Below are 16,062 nucleotides of genomic sequence, written 5' to 3' on the forward strand. Positions count from 1 at the left end.
GTGGACGAGAACGGCACGGCGACGCCTCCGGCGTCGCCCGGACCCAGCGTGGGCCTGGACATCGGCGGCACCAAGACGCTCGCCGTCCTGCTCGCCCCCGACGGCACCGTCGCGGCGCAGACGCGCCTCCCGACGGCCCCCGGGCCCCGCGGCGTCCTCGACGGCGCCGTGCGCGCCGTCGAGGGTGTCACCCGCGCGGCGGACGTCCCGGTCGAGGACGTCACCGGGGTGGGCGTCGGCATCCCCGGTCTGGTGGACGCCGTCGACGGCAGCGTGCGCCACGCGGTCAACCTCGGCCTGGACGGGGAGGCCTTCGAGCTCGCGACGCTGCTCTCCGCGCGGCTCGGCGGGATCGGCGTCGGCGTCGAGAACGACCTGAACGTCGCCGCCGTCGGGGCCGCCCACCTCCTCGAGGTCGCCGACCCCACCTCCGGACCTGTCGACCTGGCGTTCCTGGCCCTCGGCACCGGTCTGGCCGCCGGGGTCGTGCTGGACGGCAGGCTCCGTCGCGGCAGCCACGGGGCGGCCGGCGAGATCGGTCACGTCCCCGTGGACCCCGCCGGTCCGCCGTGCGCGTGCGGCCAGCGCGGCTGCCTCGAGCTCTACGCCTCGGGCTCGGCGATCAGCGCCGTCTGGCCGACGACGTCGGGCCGGCCCGCCCCGGTCGAGCTGTTCGAGGCGGCCGAGGCCGGGGACCCGCGGGCCGTCGCCGTGCGCGACCGGTACGCGAGCGCCGTCGCGGCCGCCGTCCGCCTGCTCGTGCTCAGCGTCGACGTGCGCTACGTCGTCCTCGGCGGCGGGGTCTCCCAGCTCGGCCGGCCGCTGCTCGAGGCCGTGCAGGGGGCCCTCGAGGACGAGTCCGCGGCCTCCGGGTTCCTGCGCAGCCTCGACCTTCCCGGCCGCGTCCGCCTGGCCCCCGGCCGGGTCCCGGTGGGAGCGGTCGGCGCCGCCGTCGTCGGGCGCGGGCACGCTGCCCGGGTGCCCGACCTGCGCTGAGGCGCGTCCCGACCGGCCCTGCGCCGACACCCCGCCCGTCCGGCACGCCGCCGACGCGGGCACGACCGAGAGGAACCATCGACCGTGCGACTCCGCCGGGCCCTGGCCGCGACGGCCGCCGTCGTGCTCGCCGCGCTGTCCGCCGGGTGCGGGGCGGGCGAGGTCGAGCCGGAGGTCTCGGACGACATCGTCCTGTGGCTCGTCGGCGCCGACACCGGTGACGAGCTGCGCGACCACCTCGTGACGACCTTCGAGCGGCGCCATCCCGGCGCGACGCTGACCATCGAGGAGAAGCAGTGGCCCACCCTCGTCGACGACCTCCACCGGGCCCTGGGCGATCCCGCCGCGACCCCCGACGTCGTCGAGCTCGGCAACACGCAGGCTCCGACGTTCACCCATGCGGGTGCGTTCCGTGAGATCTCGCCCGCGCTGTACGCCGAGCTCGGCGGGGACGACCTGCTGCCGTCCTTCGTCGAGGCGGGGTCGGTCGCGGGCACCGTGTACGCCCTGCCCTACTACTTCGGCTCCCGCCACGTCTTCTACCGCAAGGACGTGTGGCGCCGCGCCGGGGTCGAGGTGCCCGAGACGCTGGGCGAGTTCGGCGACGCCGTCACGACGCTCACCACGGGCAGTCGTGCCGGGTTCGCCCTGGGCGGCCGGGACTGGCGCAACGGGATCTCCTGGGTGTTCGCCCACGGCGGCGACCTGGCCGTCGAACGGGACGGCTCGTGGGTCTCGACGCTGTCCGACCCGGACACGGTGGCCGGGCTCGAGGCCTGGCAGGACGTCTACCGGCACGCCTCGTTCCTGCCCACGACCGAGGTCGACACCGGCTACTGGGAGTACCTCAACGACGGCGTCGAGTCCGGCGTCCCGGCGGCGGCCGCGATGATGGCCCCCTCGTGGGCCCGCTGGGAGATGGGGGACCTGGTCCGGGACGACCAGGGCGTCGAGGTCCGCGACGGCATGGCCGACGAGGACACGTGGGGGGTGTTCGCGCTCCCGGGCGTCGACGGCGGGGTCGCGCCGGTGTTCGCCGGCGGCTCGAACCTGGCGATCTCGTCGCTGACCCGCAACGCCGCGCTCTCCGAGGACCTGCTGCGCGTCGTCTACTCGGACGCGTACCAGACGATGCTCGCCGAGTCCGGGCTGGGTCCCGCCGACACCCGGTTCACCGACCTGATGACCGACGACGTCTTCGGTCGCACACTGGTGGCGACGGCGGAGGCCTCACGGCTCACCCCGGCCGCGCCCGGCTGGGCGGAGATCGAGTCCCGAGGTCTCTACGAGGACCTGTTCGAGGAGATCGCGCGCGGCGGCGACGTCGCCGCGGTCGCCCGGGAGTACGACGCGCTCATCACCCCGCTGCTCGACGGCACGGCCGACGACGGCGCATGACCGACGAAGGAAGGAGACCTCGATGGAGGTCGTGATCGCTCCCGCCCAGGAGCTGGCGGTGCTGGCCGCCGAGGCGATCGAGGCGTTGCTGCGGCGCAGGCCGCAGGCGGTGCTCGGTCTGGCCACGGGGTCCAGCCCCTCGCAGGTGTACGACGAGCTGGCGCGACGCCACGCCGAGGGCGGGCTGTCGTTCGCCCAGGCCCGCGGCTTCATGCTCGACGAGTACGTGGGGCTGGCCGCCGACCATCCGGAGCGGTACCGCAACGTCATCGCCGCCGACATCGCCGAGCGGGTGGACTGGCCGGCGGACCAGGTGCAGGGACCGGACGGGCTCGCGTCGGATCTCTCGGCCGCGTGCGCGGCGTACGAGCGGGCGATCGCGGACGCCGGGGGAGTGGACCTGCAGCTGCTCGGGATCGGGACGGACGGGCACATCGCCTTCAACGAGCCGGGGTCGTCGCTGGCCTCGCGCACGCGGATCAAGACGCTGACGACCCAGACGCGGGTGGACAACGCGCGGTTCTTCGACGGGGACGTCGAGCAGGTGCCCACCCACTGCCTGACCCAGGGGCTGGGCACGATCATGGAGGCCCGGCACCTGGTGCTGCTGGCCACGGGCCGGCACAAGGCCGAGGCCGTGCACCAGCTGGTCGAGGGGCCGGTCTCGGCGCTGTGGCCGGCGACGGTGATGCAGTTCCACCCGCACGCCACGGTCCTCGTCGACGAGGCCGCGGCCTCGCGGCTCCAGCTCGCGAGCTACTACCGGCAGACGTACGACTCCAAGCCGGCCTGGCAGGGCCTCTGACCCGCGGGCCAGGATGCCTGGTCGCGGGTCAGGATGCTCGGTCGCGAGTCAGGATGCCTGGTCGCGAGTCAGGATTCTTTGCCGCGGGTCAGGGGACGGCAGCGCGGAGCACGTCACGGTGTGACGTTCCGCGCGCTGCGTCCTGGTGCGCCCGGGCCGAACCGTCGGCGGGCGCACCTCCTCGTCCCGGGCCCGCCCTGACTCGCGGAGGACCGTCCTGACTCGCACGGCAGCGCCCTGACTCGGCGGAACGTGCCCTGACCCGGCGCGTGCGGACCTGACTCGTGACCCGTCCGGGACGCCTCGGTGGAGGTGCCGGTTCGCCTCGACCCACGATGTCCGGCACGTAGGATGGGGCGCATGAGCGAGCCCCTCTCCACCCCGCCGGCCGACCCCTCGCAGGACACCGGGTCGGGGACGAGCGTGCTCGAGCGCCCCGACACGCGGGAGCAGTCGGCGGAGCCGGGTGACCACGAGCGGTTTGCGCACTACGTGCGCAAGGAGAAGATCATGCAGTCGGCGATGTCCGGCAAGCCCGTGATCGCGCTCTGCGGCAAGGTCTGGGTGCCGGGCCGCGACCCCGCGAAGTTCCCGGTGTGCCCGATCTGCAAGGAGATCTACGACGGCCTGCGTGACCCGCAGGACGGCGACGACGGCAACTCCGACTCCGAGTCGTGAGCTTGCCGGTTCCCGAGTCGGAGTCCGTCGACCTCTTCGCCGCCGCCGCCGAGCCGGCCAAACCGCTGCCGCAGTCGCCCTCGGTCTCGGCCGCCTCCCACCTCAGCCCCGCGTACCCGCGTCGTGCCCCGTGGGGGACGGCGTCGAACCTGCGGGCGTGGCAGGCCGAGGCCCTGGAGCTCTACCACCAGCGCTCGGCCCGTGACTTCCTGGCCGTCGCCACGCCGGGCGCAGGCAAGACCACGTTCGCCCTGCGGGTGGCCACCGAGCTGCTCGACGCCGGCGTGGTCCGGCGGGTGACGGTCGTCGCGCCGACGGAGCACCTCAAGCACCAGTGGGCGGACGCCGCCGCGCGGGTGGGCATCCGGATCGACCCGTCGTTCAAGAACGCCCAGGGAAAGCACGGGTCGCACTACGACGGCGTCGCGCTGACCTACGCCCAGGTGGCCGCCAAGCCCGCTCTGCACCGGGCGCGCACCGAGGCCGCCCGCACCCTCGTCATCCTCGACGAGGTGCACCACGGGGGTGACGCCCTGAGCTGGGGCGACGCCATCCGGGACGCGTTCGAGGACGCCACGCGACGTCTCGCGCTCACCGGCACCCCGTTCCGGTCGGACACCGCCTCGATCCCGTTCGTCACCTACGAGGCCGACGCCGAGGGCATCCGGCGCTCGAGGGCCGACTACACCTACGGCTACGGCGACGCGCTGCGCGACCACGTCGTGCGCCCGGTGCTGTTCATGACCTACTCCGGCGAGATGCGCTGGCGGACCCGCGCCGGGGACGAGGTCAGCGCACGCCTCGGCGAGGACATGACCAAGGACATGCACTCCCAGGCGTGGCGCACGGCCCTGGACCCGCGCGGCGAGTGGATCCCCTCGGTGCTGGCGGCGGCCGACCGGCGGCTGACCGAGATGCGCCGCTCCGTCCCGGACGCCGGCGGCCTCGTCATCGCCACGGACCAGGCCGACGCCCGCGCGTACGCCGGGCACCTGGCCCGCATCACCGGGACCTCGCCGACGGTCGTGCTCAGCGACGACGACGGCGCCTCGGCGCGCATCGACGAGTTCTCTGCCGGGACGGACCGCTGGATGGTGGCGGTGCGCATGGTCTCCGAGGGCGTCGACGTGCCCCGGCTGGCCGTGGGCGTCTACGCCACGAGCACCTCGACGCCGCTGTTCTTCGCCCAGGCGGTGGGCCGGTTCGTCCGAGCCCGCAAACGCGGCGAGACCGCGTCGGTGTTCCTGCCGAGCGTGCCGCTGCTGCTCGGCCTCGCCAACGAGCTGGAGGCGGAGCGCGACCACGCCCTCGACCGCCCGCAGACGGCCGAGGAGCAGGGGATCGAGTACGACCCGGAGGCCGCCCTGCTGGCCGCGGCCAACAAGGAGGAGAAGGCGTCCGGGGAGCTGACGGGTTCCTTCGAGGCGCTGGACGCGCAGGCCTCCTTCGACCGTGTGCTGTTCGACGGCGGCGAGTTCGGCACCGGCGGCGACATCGGCTCGGACGCCGAGCAGGACTTCCTGGGGATCCCGGGGCTGCTGGACGCCGACCAGGTCTCCACGCTGCTGCGCCAGCGTCAGGCGGCGCAGACCCGCGGCCGCGACGGCGCCACCACCGGCGAGGCCGTCCTGGAGCAGTCCGAGCAGGAGCACCGCCGGGCGGCGGCGCTGCGCAAGGAGCTGTCGAAGCTGGTCTCCGCCTGGGCGCGCAAGAGCGGGACCCCGCACGGCAAGGTGCACAACGAGCTGCGTCGGCGCTGCGGCGGTCCCGAGGTGCCGCTGGCCACCGCCGACCAGCTCGACGCCCGGGTCGAGACCGTGCGCGGCTGGTTCGTCGGCAAGCGCTGACGCGCGCTCCCGCGGCCACGCCGCGGCCGGTCAGGACAACGACTCGGTGACCGTGGGGATCGCCGGGTCGCCGGCCGAGAGCCGCCGGGCTCCCCGGGGCAGCTCGTTGCGGGACCTGGTGTGCTGCTCGGCCGCCGTGCTCACCCCGTGGGCGCCGACCCACCGCGAGTCGATCGCCCCGTCCGTGACCAGCGGCACCTGCAGGGGGCGCAGTCGGCCGCCGTCGGCGGCGCTCTCGGGCGGCTCCCACGCCACGACGTCCTCGTCCGGACCCGTGAACAGCACCTCCTCGACGGCCCGCTCGTCCTCGTCCAGCCGGCGGGCGGCCGCCTTGCGCCCGCCCGCTGTCGACTTGTGCGCCGAGGCCTTCGCCACCGCCTGCAGCCGGCCCGCCGAGTCGGCGCGCGCCACGAGCTTGTAGACCATCCCGCAGGTCGGGGCGCCCGAACCCGTCACCAGCGCGGTGCCGACGCCGTAGGCGTCCACCGGTGCGGCGGCCAGGCCGGCGATGGCGTGCTCGTCCAGGTCGGAGGTCACCACGATCTTGGTGCCGGTGGCCCCGAGCTCGTCGAGCCGGGCCCGGACGTCGATCGCCATCGCCCCGAGGTCGCCGGAGTCCAGCCGGACGGCCCCCAGCCCGGTGCCGGCCGCCTCGATCGCCCGGTCCACGCCGCGTCGCACGTCGTAGGTGTCCACCAGCAGCGTCGTCCCGACCCCGTGCCACGAGACCTGGGAGGAGAACGCCGAGCTCTCGTCGTCGTGCAGGAGCGTGAACGCGTGGGCGGCGGTACCGATCGTCTCGAGCCGGTAGCGGTAGCCGGCCTCGAGGTTCGACGTCCCGACGAACCCGCCGACGACGGCGGCCCGGGCGGCGGCGACCGCGGCGACCTCGTGCGTGCGCCGCGAGCCCATCTCCATCACGGGACGGTCCACCGCGGCGCTGGTCATCCGGGACGCGGCCGAGGCGATGGCGGAGTCGTGGTTGAGGATCGACAGCACCAGCGTCTCCAGCACCACCGCCTCGGCGAAGGTGCCCTCGACCTGCAGCACGGGCGACCCCGGGAAGAACGTCTCGCCCTCCGCGTAGCCGGTGACGGTCCCGGTGAACCGGAAGTCCTGCAGGAACTCCAGGGTCCGGTCGTCGACCACGCGCTGCCGGGCCAGGAAGTCGAGCTCGGTGTCCCCGAAACGAAAGGCGGGCAGCGCCTCGAGCAGCCGGCCCGTGCCGGCCAGCACGCCGTACCGTCGGCCGGCCGGGAGGTGACGGGTGAACACCTCGAAGACGCAGTGGCGGTGGGCGGTCCCGTCGGCGAGCGCCGCCGCGAGCATCGTCAGCTCGTACCGGTCGGTGAGGAGCCCGAGCGAGGGCCGGGGTGCGGTCAGGGGGACGTCCGAGGAGGACGGCGGGACGGTCAGGGGGCTCGTCGCCGGGTCGTCGTCGGCCCGTCGCTCGTCGGTCATGCCCCTACGGTACGGCGCGCGCGCCGCTTCGGGCAGGAGGAACGGGTGCGGCGCGTGCGGTCCCGCCCCCGCGCGGCCGTCCCCGTAGGGTGGTGGCATGACGGAAGCGGCGACGCAGGAGGACACCAGCACCGAGGCGGTGTTCGGACTCGCCGACCCCTGGGTCACCATCGTGTGGAACGACCCGGTCAACCTCATGAGCTACGTCTCGTACGTCTTCGAGAGCTACTTCGGGTACCCCGAGGCGAAGGCACGCACCCTGATGCTGCAGGTGCACCACGAGGGCCGGGCGGTCGTGTCGACCGGCCCGAAGGAGCGCATGGAGGTCGACGTGCAGGCGATGCACGGGTTCGGCCTGTGGGCCACCATGCAGCAGTCGGACGCGCCGGGCGCGGCAGGGGAGGGGGCATGACGCCGTTCCGGTCCACCCCTGCCGGGTACGTCGCCACCTGGGAGCCCGTCGAGCGCGAGGTGCTGGCGCGCGTCGCCCGCGACGTCGCCGACCTGCTCAGCGCGGACTCGGGGCTCCCCGAGGACGCCGCGGAGTCCGCCGAGGTCGCCTTCACGGGGGTCGCTCGCGTCCCGCGCGACCCGGCCGTCCAGCGGCTGCTGCCGGACGCCCACCGGGAGGACGAGGAGGTCGCCGCCGAGTTCCGCCACCTGACCCAGACGGACCTGGCCGCGGGCAAGGTCGCCCGGCTGCGGGGGTTCGCCGAGACCGTCGACCCGTCCGTCGAACCGGTCACCGACCCGGGGGACGGCGACCAGGTGCTCGTCGAGCGCGACGGCGCCCAGGACTTCGCCGCCGCCCTGACGGACGTGCGGCTCGTGCTCGCCGAGCGGCTCGGCCTCGACGACGACGGCGACGTCGAACGGCTGCACGACGAGGTCATGTCGGGGTTGATGTCCGAGGACGAGCACGGCGACGACCGGGACCCGGACGAGGCCTCGGGGTTCGACGCCGAGCAGCGCGTCTACTGGGGCGGGGTGTTCGTCGCGGCCGGGTTCGCCCAGGAGTCCCTGATGGACGAGCTCCTCGCCGACCTCAGGGCCCGCCGCGGCACGGACTGAGGGCCGTCGGCGGCCCGGTGCTGTGGTGCGTGCCACGCGTGGCTCCGATCACGAAACCGGTGCTCAGGACGTTGCGACGTTAGGCTGCCAGCCGTGAACGACGCCCCGATCGGGATCTTCGACAGCGGGGTGGGCGGTCTCACCGTCGCCCGCTCGATCCTCGACCAGCTCCCGCACGAACGCCTGCACTACATCGGCGACACGGCGAACGGCCCGTACGGGCCCAAGCCGCTGGCCGCCGTGCGTGCCATGGCGCTCGCCGTGATGGACCGGCTGGTGGACGACGGCGTGAAGATGCTCGTCATCGCCTGCAACTCCGCCTCGGCGGTCGCGTTGCGGGACGCGCGCGAGCGGTACACCGTCCGCCGCGGCATCCCCGTGGTCGAGGTGATCCTGCCGGCGGCGCGCCGGGCCGTCGTCGCCTCCCGCTCCGGTCGGATCGGTGTCATCGGGACCAAGGCGACGGTGGACTCGCTGGCCTACGACGACGCCTTCGCCGTCACCCCCGGGATCGAGGTGACGAGCCAGGCGTGCCCGGAGTTCGTCCGGCTGGTCGAGGAGGGCACGACGTCGGGACCGGAGGTCTTCGACATCGCGACCCGGTACCTCGCCCCGGTGCGGGCGGCCGGCGTGGACACGCTGGTGCTGGGCTGCACGCACTACCCGCTGCTGGCGGGCCCGATCTCGTACGTGATGGGACAGGACGTGACCTTGGTGTCCTCGGCGGAGGAGACGGCCCTGGACGTGTACCGCAAGCTCGTGGCGCACGACCTGGAGCGGTCGCTGGACGCTCCCGCGCCGGAGCACCGCTTCGCCGCGACCGGGAGCCCGGCACCGTTCGCGGACCTGGCCCGCCGGTTCCTCGGACCGGAGGTCGACCTCGTGGAGGCTGCATGAGACTCGTGACCGTCGGTGTCTCCGGCTCGTTGCCGGGGCCGGACTCGCCCGCGTCCTGCTACCTGGTGCAGGCCGACGACGCGGAGCGGACCTGGAACGTGGTGCTCGACCTGGGGTCGGGTGCGCTGGGTCCGCTGCAGCGTCATGTGGACCCGGCCGACCTCGACGCGATCGGCCTGTCCCACCTGCACCCCGACCACTGCTCGGACCTGAGCGGGCTGTACGTGTACCTCAAGTACCACCCGGAGCGCGGCGTCGTCCGCACCGGGGTCCCGCGCGAGCTGCCGGTGCTGGGGCCGTCCGCGACCTGCGAGCGGGCCGCGGCGATGTATGGGCTCGAACCGGGCGAGGACATGGCCACCGAGTACGCCTTCCGCACCTGGGAGCCCGGGTCGCCGGTCCGGGTCGGCCCGATGACGCTGGAGCCTTTCCGCGTCAACCACCCGGTCGAGGCCTACGGCGTGCGGGTGACCGGGCCGTCGTCGGACCGTGCGGGGGAGTCCGCGACCCTGGTGTTCTCCGGGGACACGGACATGTGCCCCGGGTTGGTCGAGGGGGCACGGGGCGCCGACCTGCTGCTGTGCGAGGCGGCGTTCCTCGAGGGACGTGACGACGGCGTGGAGCGCGGCATCCACCTCACAGGCCGGCGCGCCGGGAAGGTCGCCGCCGAGGCGGCTGTCGGCCGACTGCTGCTGACGCACCTGCCCGCGTGGACCGACCCGGCCGACACGCTCGCCGAGGCCCGCGGCGTGTTCGACGGCCCGACGGAGCTCGCCGTCGCCGGCGGCGTCCACACGCTCTGAGCCGGCGGGTGGGTACGCTCGACGCCGTGCAGAAGCTTCCCGTCTGGCCGGCCGTGATCGCCGACCTCGTGTGCGTGCTGGCCTTCACCCTCGTCGGCACGGCGAGCCACGCCTCGGCGGGGTCGGCCGGTCACGTGGTGGCCGTGGCCGCGCCGTTCGTGATCGGGCTGGCCGTCGGCTGGCTCGCGACCCGCGGGTGGCGGGCGCCCGCGCAGCCGTGGCCGACGGGCGTGGCGATCTGGTTCGCGACGGCGGCTCTCGGCCTGCTGCTGCGCCCGCTGTTCACCGGGGGCTTCGCCTGGTCGTTCAGCCTGGTCACCGCGGTGTTCCTGGCGCTAACCATGATCGGCTGGCGGCTCCTGGCCGCTCTCGCCCAGCGCCGCCGCCAGACGTCCTGACCAATCGGGACGTTGTGGGCATGAAATCGGCAGCTCGACCCCCGGGTCGAGCTGCCGATTCCATGCCCACAACGGTGGTGGGCGGACGGGGTCAGGGGCGCAGCGCGGCGGCGATCGCCGGGGCCAGGGAGCGCAGCGCCTTGCCGCGATGGGAGATCGCGTTCTTCTCGGCGGCGCTCAGCTCCGCCGAGGTGCGCCTGCCCGGTGTCCCGTCCGGGCCGGCCGGCTGCTCGACCGGCACGAGGATCGGGTCGTACCCGAACCCGCCCGTGCCGCGCGGCGAGCGCACCAGCACCCCGGGCATCTCGCCCATCGCGACCTCCTCGCGGCCGTCGGGGGTCACCAGGGCGGCCGCGCAGACGAACGCCGCCGCGCGGTGCTCGTCGCGCACGTCGCCGAGCTGACCGAGCAGCAGCTCCAGGTTCGCCGCGTCGTCACCGTGGCGGCCCGCCCAGCGGGCCGAGAAGATCCCCGGGGCGCCGCCGAGCACGTCGACGCTGAGCCCGGAGTCGTCCGCGACGGCGGGCAGCCCCGTCGCGGACGCCAGGGCGCGCGCCTTGATCAGCGCGTTCTCGGCGAAGGTCACGCCGTCCTCGACCGGCTCAGGGGCGTCCAGGTCCCCGGCGGTGACGACCGCGTCGTCGGGCAGGTCGGCCAGCCCGGGCTCGGCGTGCAGGATCGCCAGCAGCTCGACGAGCTTCTTGCGGTTGTGCGTGGCCAGCACCAGCCGGGCCGACGCCGGGGCGCCGGCCACCTCAGGCGCCCTCGGCCAGCGCCGCCTGCTGGGCGGCGGTGAGCTCGGTGGTGCCCGCCACCGCGAGGTCGAGCAGCGCGTCCAGCTCGTCCCGACGGAAGGGGACGCCCTCCGCGGTGCCCTGGACCTCGACGAAGGCGCCGTCACCGGTGGTGACGACGTTCATGTCCGTCTCGGCGCGCACGTCCTCGACGTAGGGCAGGTCCAGCATCGGGGTGCCGTCGATGATGCCGACGCTCACGGCGGCCACGGACCCGGTCAGGACCGTCTTGCCGCCCGGGGTGATGACGCCGTGCCGGGTGCCCCACTCCACGGCGTCGGCGAGCGCCACGTACGCGCCGGTGATCGCGGCGGTGCGGGTGCCGCCGTCGGCCTGCAGCACGTCGCAGTCCAGCACGATCGTGTTCTCGCCCAGCGCCGAGACGTCGACGACGGCGCGCAGCGCGCGGCCGATGAGACGGGAGATCTCGTGCGTGCGGCCGCCGATCTTGCCCTTGACGGACTCGCGCGGGCTGCGCTCGTTGGTCGCGCGCGGCAGCATCGCGTACTCGGCCGTCACCCAACCCTCGCCGGAACCCTTCTTCCAGCGGGGAACGCCCGCGGTCAGCGACGCGGTGCACAGCACGCGGGTCTTGCCGAACTCGATGAGCACCGAGCCCTCGGCGTTCTCGCTCCAGTGGCGGGTGATCGTCACCGGGCGGAGCTGGTCAGGGGTACGGCCGTCTGCACGCGTGGTCATGGCCCTCACCCTAACGGGGCGGGCCGGGCACCCGTCGGGCCCGCGTCACATGCCGAACCGTCGCCGCAGCTCGCGGGCGTGACGCCGCGAGACCTCGACCCGGGACCGCTGCCGGTCGTCCATGACGACCACGAGAGAGCCCTGGAAGTCCGGGACGAGCTCGCGCACGTGGTCGAGGTTGACCAGGTAGGACCGGTGGGCCCGGAAGAAGTGTCCGCGCAGGCGTCGCTCCAGCTCGTTGAGCGACATCGTGACCAGCAGCCGCTCGTCGGCGAGCTTGAGGTAGGAGTACCCGCGGGCCGCGCTGGCGTACACGATCGAGGCACCGTCGACCAGGACGGTGCGGCCGTCGCGGTGCACGGGGATGCGCACGAGGGTGTCGGCCTCGCCGCCCGACGGCGGGCGCGGACCGGGCGGCGGGCTCGTCGCGCTGTCGTCGCCCCGGTCGGCGGCCGGCTCCGCGGTGCCTCCGCCGTCGGTGCGCAGGGCGCGCTCCAGGGCACGCTGCAGCCGGTCGGCGTCGAACGGCTTGAGCAGGTAGTCCACGGCCGCGAGGTCGAAGGCGTCCACGGCGTGGTCCGGGTACGCGGTGGTGAAGATGACCTTGGGCGGGCGGGGACGGTCCCGCAGGGCGGCGGCGACGTCGAGCCCGGAGCCGCCGGGCATCCGCACGTCCAGCAGCACGAGGTCGTAGTCGAGGGAGCCCAGCAGCAGCAGGGCCTCCTCGCCGTTGGTGGCCTCACCGACGACCTGGACCTGGCCGACCTCCTCGAGCAGGTAGCGCAGCTCGGCCCGGGCGGGGGCCTCGTCGTCCACGATCAGCGCCTTCGGTCGCACGGGCGTCACCTTAGCGGGATCCGCAGGTCGACGGTCGTGCCCTTGCCCGGCCGCGAGGCGACGTCGAACGAGTACCGGTCCCCGAACAACGCGTCGAGGCGCTGGGAGATGTTCCACATGCCCACCCCGGAGTGGTGCGCGCCCGACGCCGCGGGGTCGGGTCGCCGGCCGGCCAGGAGACGTTCCAGCGTCTCCGGCGGCATGCCGACGCCGTCGTCGCTGACCCGGATCGAGGTCGTGCGGGTCAGCGGGTCCACGCGCGCCCGCAGGTGCACCGTGCCGCCCGAGACGGAGTCGGCGATCCCGTGCTTGACGGCGTTCTCGACCAGCGGCTGGATGACCAGCACCGGCACGCGCGAGGTCAGCACCTGCGGGTCGATGTCGTAGCGCACCCGCAGCCGGTCGCCGAACCGCGCCTGCTCCAGCGACACGTAGGTGCGCACGAAGAAGTACTCCTGGCTGAACTCCGCGAAGTGCCCGTCCTGGCGGACGGCGTAGCGGAAGAAGTCGCTCAGCCGCAGCAGGAGCTGACGGGCCTCGTCCGGGTCCGTGCGGGACTTGGAGGCGATGGTGTTGAGGATGTTGAACAAGAAGTGCGGGTTGATCTGCGCCCGCAGGGCGTCGAGCTGGGCGTCGGAGGCGAGGTGGCGCTCGCGGTCCATCTCGGCCAGCTCCAGGTGCAGCGACAGCATGGAGGCCATGTCGTCCACGAGCACCCGCGGGGCCGGCTCGTCCTGGGTGCGGTAGACCTTCAGGGTGCCGACGATCCGGTCGGCGACCGCCAGCGGGGCGACCACGGCGGTGCGCAGGGGGCAGCCGGGCTCGGGGCAGCCGATGCCTTCGCGGGCGTGCACGACGACGGTGCGGCCCTTGCCGAGCGCGAGCCGGGAGACGCGGGTCTGCATCGCCTGGCCGACCTTGTGGTGGTCGCTGCCCGGGCCGACGAACGCGAGCACCTGCTCGGTGTCGGTGATGGCGATCGAGTCCCCGCCGAGCAGCGGCCGGATGAGCTGGGCGGTGCGCCGGGCCGCGTCCCGGGTCAGCCCGTTGCGCAGCGGGACGGACCGGCCCGCCGCGGCGATCGTCAGACCGTCGCGCAGGCCGCGGGGGTCCTGCGGCCGGGCCCCCGGGCGCCAGGCCCGCGTGCGGGTGCCGGACCCGGACCGCGGCCCGCGCAGGGCCGACGGGTAGCCCAGGACGACGACGGTGCTCACCACGAGACCGGCGACCATCGTCGCGAGCACTCCGAGCGGGGGCGTGACCAGCACCTGGGTGACCAGGTACACCAGCCCCCAGGCCGCCACGAGCACCGCCGCCAGCAGCCAGCTACCGCCGCGCACGTCGCACCTCCCGGCGCCGTCGGCGCGACTCGGCGAGGACGAGCCGGGCCAGCGCCTGCGTGTGCCGGTCGGCTGCCGTGCCGTGCATGATCAGCCACGACCGCTCGACGTCGGGCGGCGGCGCGGTGGACCGGGAGACGACGACGGTCACCACGGTGGTCAGCGGTGCGGCCAGCAGGGTCGGGGCGAGCAGCAGGTCGGGCCACGGGGAGCCGTCGGCGACCGTCCCGGCGGTCAGCATCGCGATCACGACCACGACGCCGGTGGTCATCCCGGCGACGGCGCCGACCGCCGTGGTGCGGCGCCACCAGATCGACAGCAGGAACACGGGGGTCAGCGCGGAGCCGGCCACCGCGAACGCCCACGTGACCATCGTGGCCACGATCGAGGGGGTCGAGGCGGCGAAGGCCTCGGGCCGCAGCACCAGCCCGATCCCGGCCGCCGTGCCGGCGGTCACCAGGGTGGTGATGCGCCCGGCGCGCACGGCCTGCCGCTGGGTGGCGCGGGGGTTGAGGTGGCGTTCGTAGACGTCGTGGCCCCAGGACGCGGCCGCGGCGAGCAGCAGACCGGCGATGGTCGACAGCACCGCGATGAGGGCACCGGCCGCGACGACGCCGAGCCCCGCGTCGCCGCCGTAGATCCGGCCCAGCACCGGCAGCGCGTGCTCGGGGACCGTCAGCACGCCGTCCACGGTGAGCTCGTCGAGCCACGGGTTGTCGGCCACGGCGCCAGGGACGATCTCGCGGGCCGCGGTGCCCAGCATGACCGCCACGGCGTAGAACACCCCGGCCAGGCACAGCACCCACACGGTGGTGGTGCGGGCGGCGCTGCCGGTGGGGGAGGTGAAGTACCGGTTCATCACGTGCGGCAGCCCGGCGGTGCCCATCGCGAGCGTGACCATGAGCGCGATCTGGCCCAGCACGTCGTAGCGGGCACCCGGTTCGCCGAACACCGCGGGTTCGCCCGGGTGCAGGGCGTTGGGCTCCGTGGCCAGCCCGCCGTCCGGCGCCGGGTTCCCCAGCGGCGCCGTGGAGATCTGCTCCACGGCGTCGCCGTAGTGGAAGCCCTCGCCGATCACGGTCGCGGCGAGCCACAGCAGCGCCCCGAGCAGCAGCAGGAACTGCACCGCCTGCGTCCACGTGGTGCCCCGCATGCCCCCGAACGAGACGAGGGCGGCCACCACCGCCGTGGACACCACGATGCCGGTGGCGTACGGGCTCAGCCCGGCCACGCCCTGACCGACCAGCAGCTCCCAGGTGATGCCGGACCCGACCGTCTGCGGGACCAGGTAGGACAGGATCACGAGCTGGACCACGCCGACCGCGACGAGCCGCACCCGCTCCGAGCCGAGCCGCCGGCCGAGGAAGTCCGGGATGGAGAACTCGCCGAACCGGCGCAGCGGGGCGGCGACGAACAGCAGCACCGGGACGAACCCGGCGGCGAAGCCCACGGCGTACCAGGCGCCGTCCAGGCCCGTGGCGTACACCGCGGCGGCCACGCCCAGGAACGACGCGGCGGAGAAGTAGTCGCCGCAGATCGCCCACGCGTTCGTCGCCACGCCCACGCGCTGCCCGGCGAGGTAGAAGTCGACGGTCGACGTCCCGCGAGGGCGCATCACCAGCGCGACCACCGACACGAGGGCCAGGACGACGGTCAGCGTCAGACCGCTGGCCAGCGTCACCGGGCGTCCTCCTCGTCCACGGTGTCGTCCGCGGGCTGGGCGGCCTCGCCCAGCATCCGGTGCTCCACGGCCGAGGACAGCCGGGCGGCCGCGATCCCCAGCACGGCGAAGAAGCCGTACAGCCCGAAGGCGGCGACGAGGAAGCCCGGGCTCATGCCGCCGACGAGGCGTGCCTGCGACCACCAGTCGAGGGTCAGCGTCAGCACCGGGAAGGCCGCGACGCCGAGCAGGAACACGACGAAGTAGCCGACGGCGACGCGTCGCAGGGTGCGGAAGGTCGCATCCACCTCGGCGGGCGTGTCCCGCGTGCCGACGTCGTCGTCCATGACCGAGCACTGTACGGAGCGCCGGGCCGGC

The 16,062-nt window shown here is 74.3% G+C and carries 17 protein-coding genes; 10 read left to right on the forward strand and 7 right to left on the reverse strand.

What is annotated here, in order from left to right; translation table 11 throughout:
- The 5 genes from Q6350_RS07420 (at nucleotide 1) to Q6350_RS07440 (ending at nucleotide 5,724) form a co-directional block, all read left to right on the forward strand.
- Complete coding sequence (locus Q6350_RS07420) at nucleotides 1-996, forward strand: ROK family protein (protein WP_304603530.1); 996 nt, start codon at nucleotides 1-3, stop codon at nucleotides 994-996.
- An 84-nt stretch (nucleotides 997-1,080) separates the two neighbouring features.
- Nucleotides 1,081-2,394, forward strand: a complete 1,314-nt coding sequence (locus tag Q6350_RS07425) for an extracellular solute-binding protein (RefSeq protein WP_305065870.1) — start codon at nucleotides 1,081-1,083, stop codon at nucleotides 2,392-2,394.
- A 22-nt stretch (nucleotides 2,395-2,416) separates the two neighbouring features.
- Nucleotides 2,417-3,199, forward strand: a complete 783-nt coding sequence (gene nagB, locus Q6350_RS07430) for a glucosamine-6-phosphate deaminase (RefSeq protein ID WP_305065871.1) — start codon at nucleotides 2,417-2,419, stop codon at nucleotides 3,197-3,199.
- A 360-nt stretch (nucleotides 3,200-3,559) separates the two neighbouring features.
- Nucleotides 3,560-3,877 (forward strand): DUF3039 domain-containing protein, encoded by a 318-nt coding sequence (locus Q6350_RS07435; RefSeq protein ID WP_171247513.1) that lies wholly within the window; start codon nucleotides 3,560-3,562, stop codon nucleotides 3,875-3,877.
- Nucleotides 3,878-3,942: 65 nt separating this feature from the next.
- The gene (locus Q6350_RS07440) at nucleotides 3,943-5,724 is read left to right on the forward strand and encodes a DEAD/DEAH box helicase (protein WP_304607412.1); all 1,782 of its coding nucleotides are present in this window, start codon (nucleotides 3,943-3,945) and stop codon (nucleotides 5,722-5,724) included.
- A 30-nt stretch (nucleotides 5,725-5,754) separates the two neighbouring features.
- Here Q6350_RS07440 and Q6350_RS07445 read toward each other — a convergent pair whose 3' ends face one another.
- On the reverse strand, nucleotides 5,755-7,185 hold the full coding sequence (locus Q6350_RS07445) for a nicotinate phosphoribosyltransferase (RefSeq protein ID WP_305065872.1): 1,431 nt from the start codon (nucleotides 7,183-7,185) through the stop codon (nucleotides 5,755-5,757).
- 97 nt (nucleotides 7,186-7,282) lie between these two features.
- Here Q6350_RS07445 and clpS point away from each other — a divergent pair, with 97 nt between their 5' ends.
- The 5 genes from clpS to Q6350_RS07470 all read left to right on the forward strand — a co-directional run bounded on the left by clpS (nucleotide 7,283) and on the right by Q6350_RS07470 (nucleotide 10,354).
- The gene (gene clpS, locus Q6350_RS07450; protein WP_304607266.1) at nucleotides 7,283-7,597 is read left to right on the forward strand and encodes an ATP-dependent Clp protease adapter ClpS; all 315 of its coding nucleotides are present in this window, start codon (nucleotides 7,283-7,285) and stop codon (nucleotides 7,595-7,597) included.
- Entirely contained in the window at nucleotides 7,594-8,256 is a 663-nt protein-coding gene (locus tag Q6350_RS07455) for a DUF2017 family protein (RefSeq protein WP_304607267.1), read from the forward strand. Before clpS ends, Q6350_RS07455 begins: the two co-directional genes overlap by 4 nt.
- Before the next feature lie 93 nt (nucleotides 8,257-8,349).
- Nucleotides 8,350-9,153: a glutamate racemase gene (murI, locus tag Q6350_RS07460; protein ID WP_304603535.1), complete on the forward strand. Its 804-nt coding sequence runs from the start codon at nucleotides 8,350-8,352 to the stop codon at nucleotides 9,151-9,153.
- A complete protein-coding gene (locus Q6350_RS07465) occupies nucleotides 9,150-9,956 on the forward strand; it encodes an MBL fold metallo-hydrolase (protein ID WP_171247519.1) in 807 nt (268 codons plus the stop codon). The genes murI and Q6350_RS07465 overlap by 4 nt, the downstream gene beginning before the upstream one ends.
- Before the next feature lie 26 nt (nucleotides 9,957-9,982).
- Nucleotides 9,983-10,354: a DUF3054 domain-containing protein gene (locus tag Q6350_RS07470; RefSeq protein ID WP_304603536.1), complete on the forward strand. Its 372-nt coding sequence runs from the start codon at nucleotides 9,983-9,985 to the stop codon at nucleotides 10,352-10,354.
- 91 nt (nucleotides 10,355-10,445) lie between these two features.
- Here Q6350_RS07470 and rdgB read toward each other — a convergent pair whose 3' ends face one another.
- From rdgB to Q6350_RS07500, 6 genes are read right to left on the reverse strand one after another with little or no spacing between them, the layout of a single operon-like run.
- Nucleotides 10,446-11,108, reverse strand: a complete 663-nt coding sequence (gene rdgB / locus Q6350_RS07475) for an RdgB/HAM1 family non-canonical purine NTP pyrophosphatase (protein ID WP_305065873.1) — start codon at nucleotides 11,106-11,108, stop codon at nucleotides 10,446-10,448.
- Between the two features lies 1 nt (nucleotide 11,109).
- Nucleotides 11,110-11,847: a ribonuclease PH gene (gene rph, locus Q6350_RS07480; protein ID WP_304603538.1), complete on the reverse strand. Its 738-nt coding sequence runs from the start codon at nucleotides 11,845-11,847 to the stop codon at nucleotides 11,110-11,112.
- Nucleotides 11,848-11,892: 45 nt separating this feature from the next.
- Entirely contained in the window at nucleotides 11,893-12,684 is a 792-nt protein-coding gene (locus Q6350_RS07485; protein WP_305065874.1) for a LytTR family DNA-binding domain-containing protein, read from the reverse strand.
- 5 nt (nucleotides 12,685-12,689) lie between these two features.
- Nucleotides 12,690-14,024 (reverse strand): histidine kinase, encoded by a 1,335-nt coding sequence (locus tag Q6350_RS07490; protein WP_304607270.1) that lies wholly within the window; start codon nucleotides 14,022-14,024, stop codon nucleotides 12,690-12,692.
- Complete coding sequence (locus Q6350_RS07495; RefSeq protein WP_304607271.1) at nucleotides 14,011-15,705, reverse strand: cation acetate symporter; 1,695 nt, start codon at nucleotides 15,703-15,705, stop codon at nucleotides 14,011-14,013. The genes Q6350_RS07490 and Q6350_RS07495 overlap by 14 nt, the downstream gene beginning before the upstream one ends.
- Nucleotides 15,702-16,031 carry a hypothetical protein gene (locus Q6350_RS07500; protein WP_171247525.1) on the reverse strand — a complete coding sequence of 110 codons (330 nt, stop codon included), beginning with the start codon at nucleotides 16,029-16,031 and terminating at the stop codon, nucleotides 15,702-15,704. Before Q6350_RS07500 ends, Q6350_RS07495 begins: the two co-directional genes overlap by 4 nt.
- Between the last annotated feature and the right edge of the window lie 31 nt (nucleotides 16,032-16,062).

The sequence above is a fragment of the Isoptericola sp. b515 genome, from assembly GCF_030588125.1.
Taxonomy (GTDB): Bacteria; Actinomycetota; Actinomycetes; order Actinomycetales; family Cellulomonadaceae; genus Isoptericola; species Isoptericola sediminis.

Coding starts and splice junctions, on each gene's coding strand:
- nagB (WP_305065871.1), top strand. CDS start 2,417: ATGGAGGTCGTGATCGCTCCCGCCCAGGAGCTGGCGGTGCTGGCCGCC.
- Q6350_RS07435 (WP_171247513.1), top strand. CDS start 3,560: ATGAGCGAGCCCCTCTCCACCCCGCCGGCCGACCCCTCGCAGGACACC.
- Q6350_RS07445 (WP_305065872.1), bottom strand. CDS start 7,185: ATGACCGACGAGCGACGGGCCGACGACGACCCGGCGACGAGCCCCCTG.
- clpS (WP_304607266.1), top strand. CDS start 7,283: ATGACGGAAGCGGCGACGCAGGAGGACACCAGCACCGAGGCGGTGTTC.
- Q6350_RS07455 (WP_304607267.1), top strand. CDS start 7,594: ATGACGCCGTTCCGGTCCACCCCTGCCGGGTACGTCGCCACCTGGGAG.
- Q6350_RS07465 (WP_171247519.1), top strand. CDS start 9,150: ATGAGACTCGTGACCGTCGGTGTCTCCGGCTCGTTGCCGGGGCCGGAC.
- rph (WP_304603538.1), bottom strand. CDS start 11,847: ATGACCACGCGTGCAGACGGCCGTACCCCTGACCAGCTCCGCCCGGTG.
- Q6350_RS07500 (WP_171247525.1), bottom strand. CDS start 16,031: ATGGACGACGACGTCGGCACGCGGGACACGCCCGCCGAGGTGGATGCG.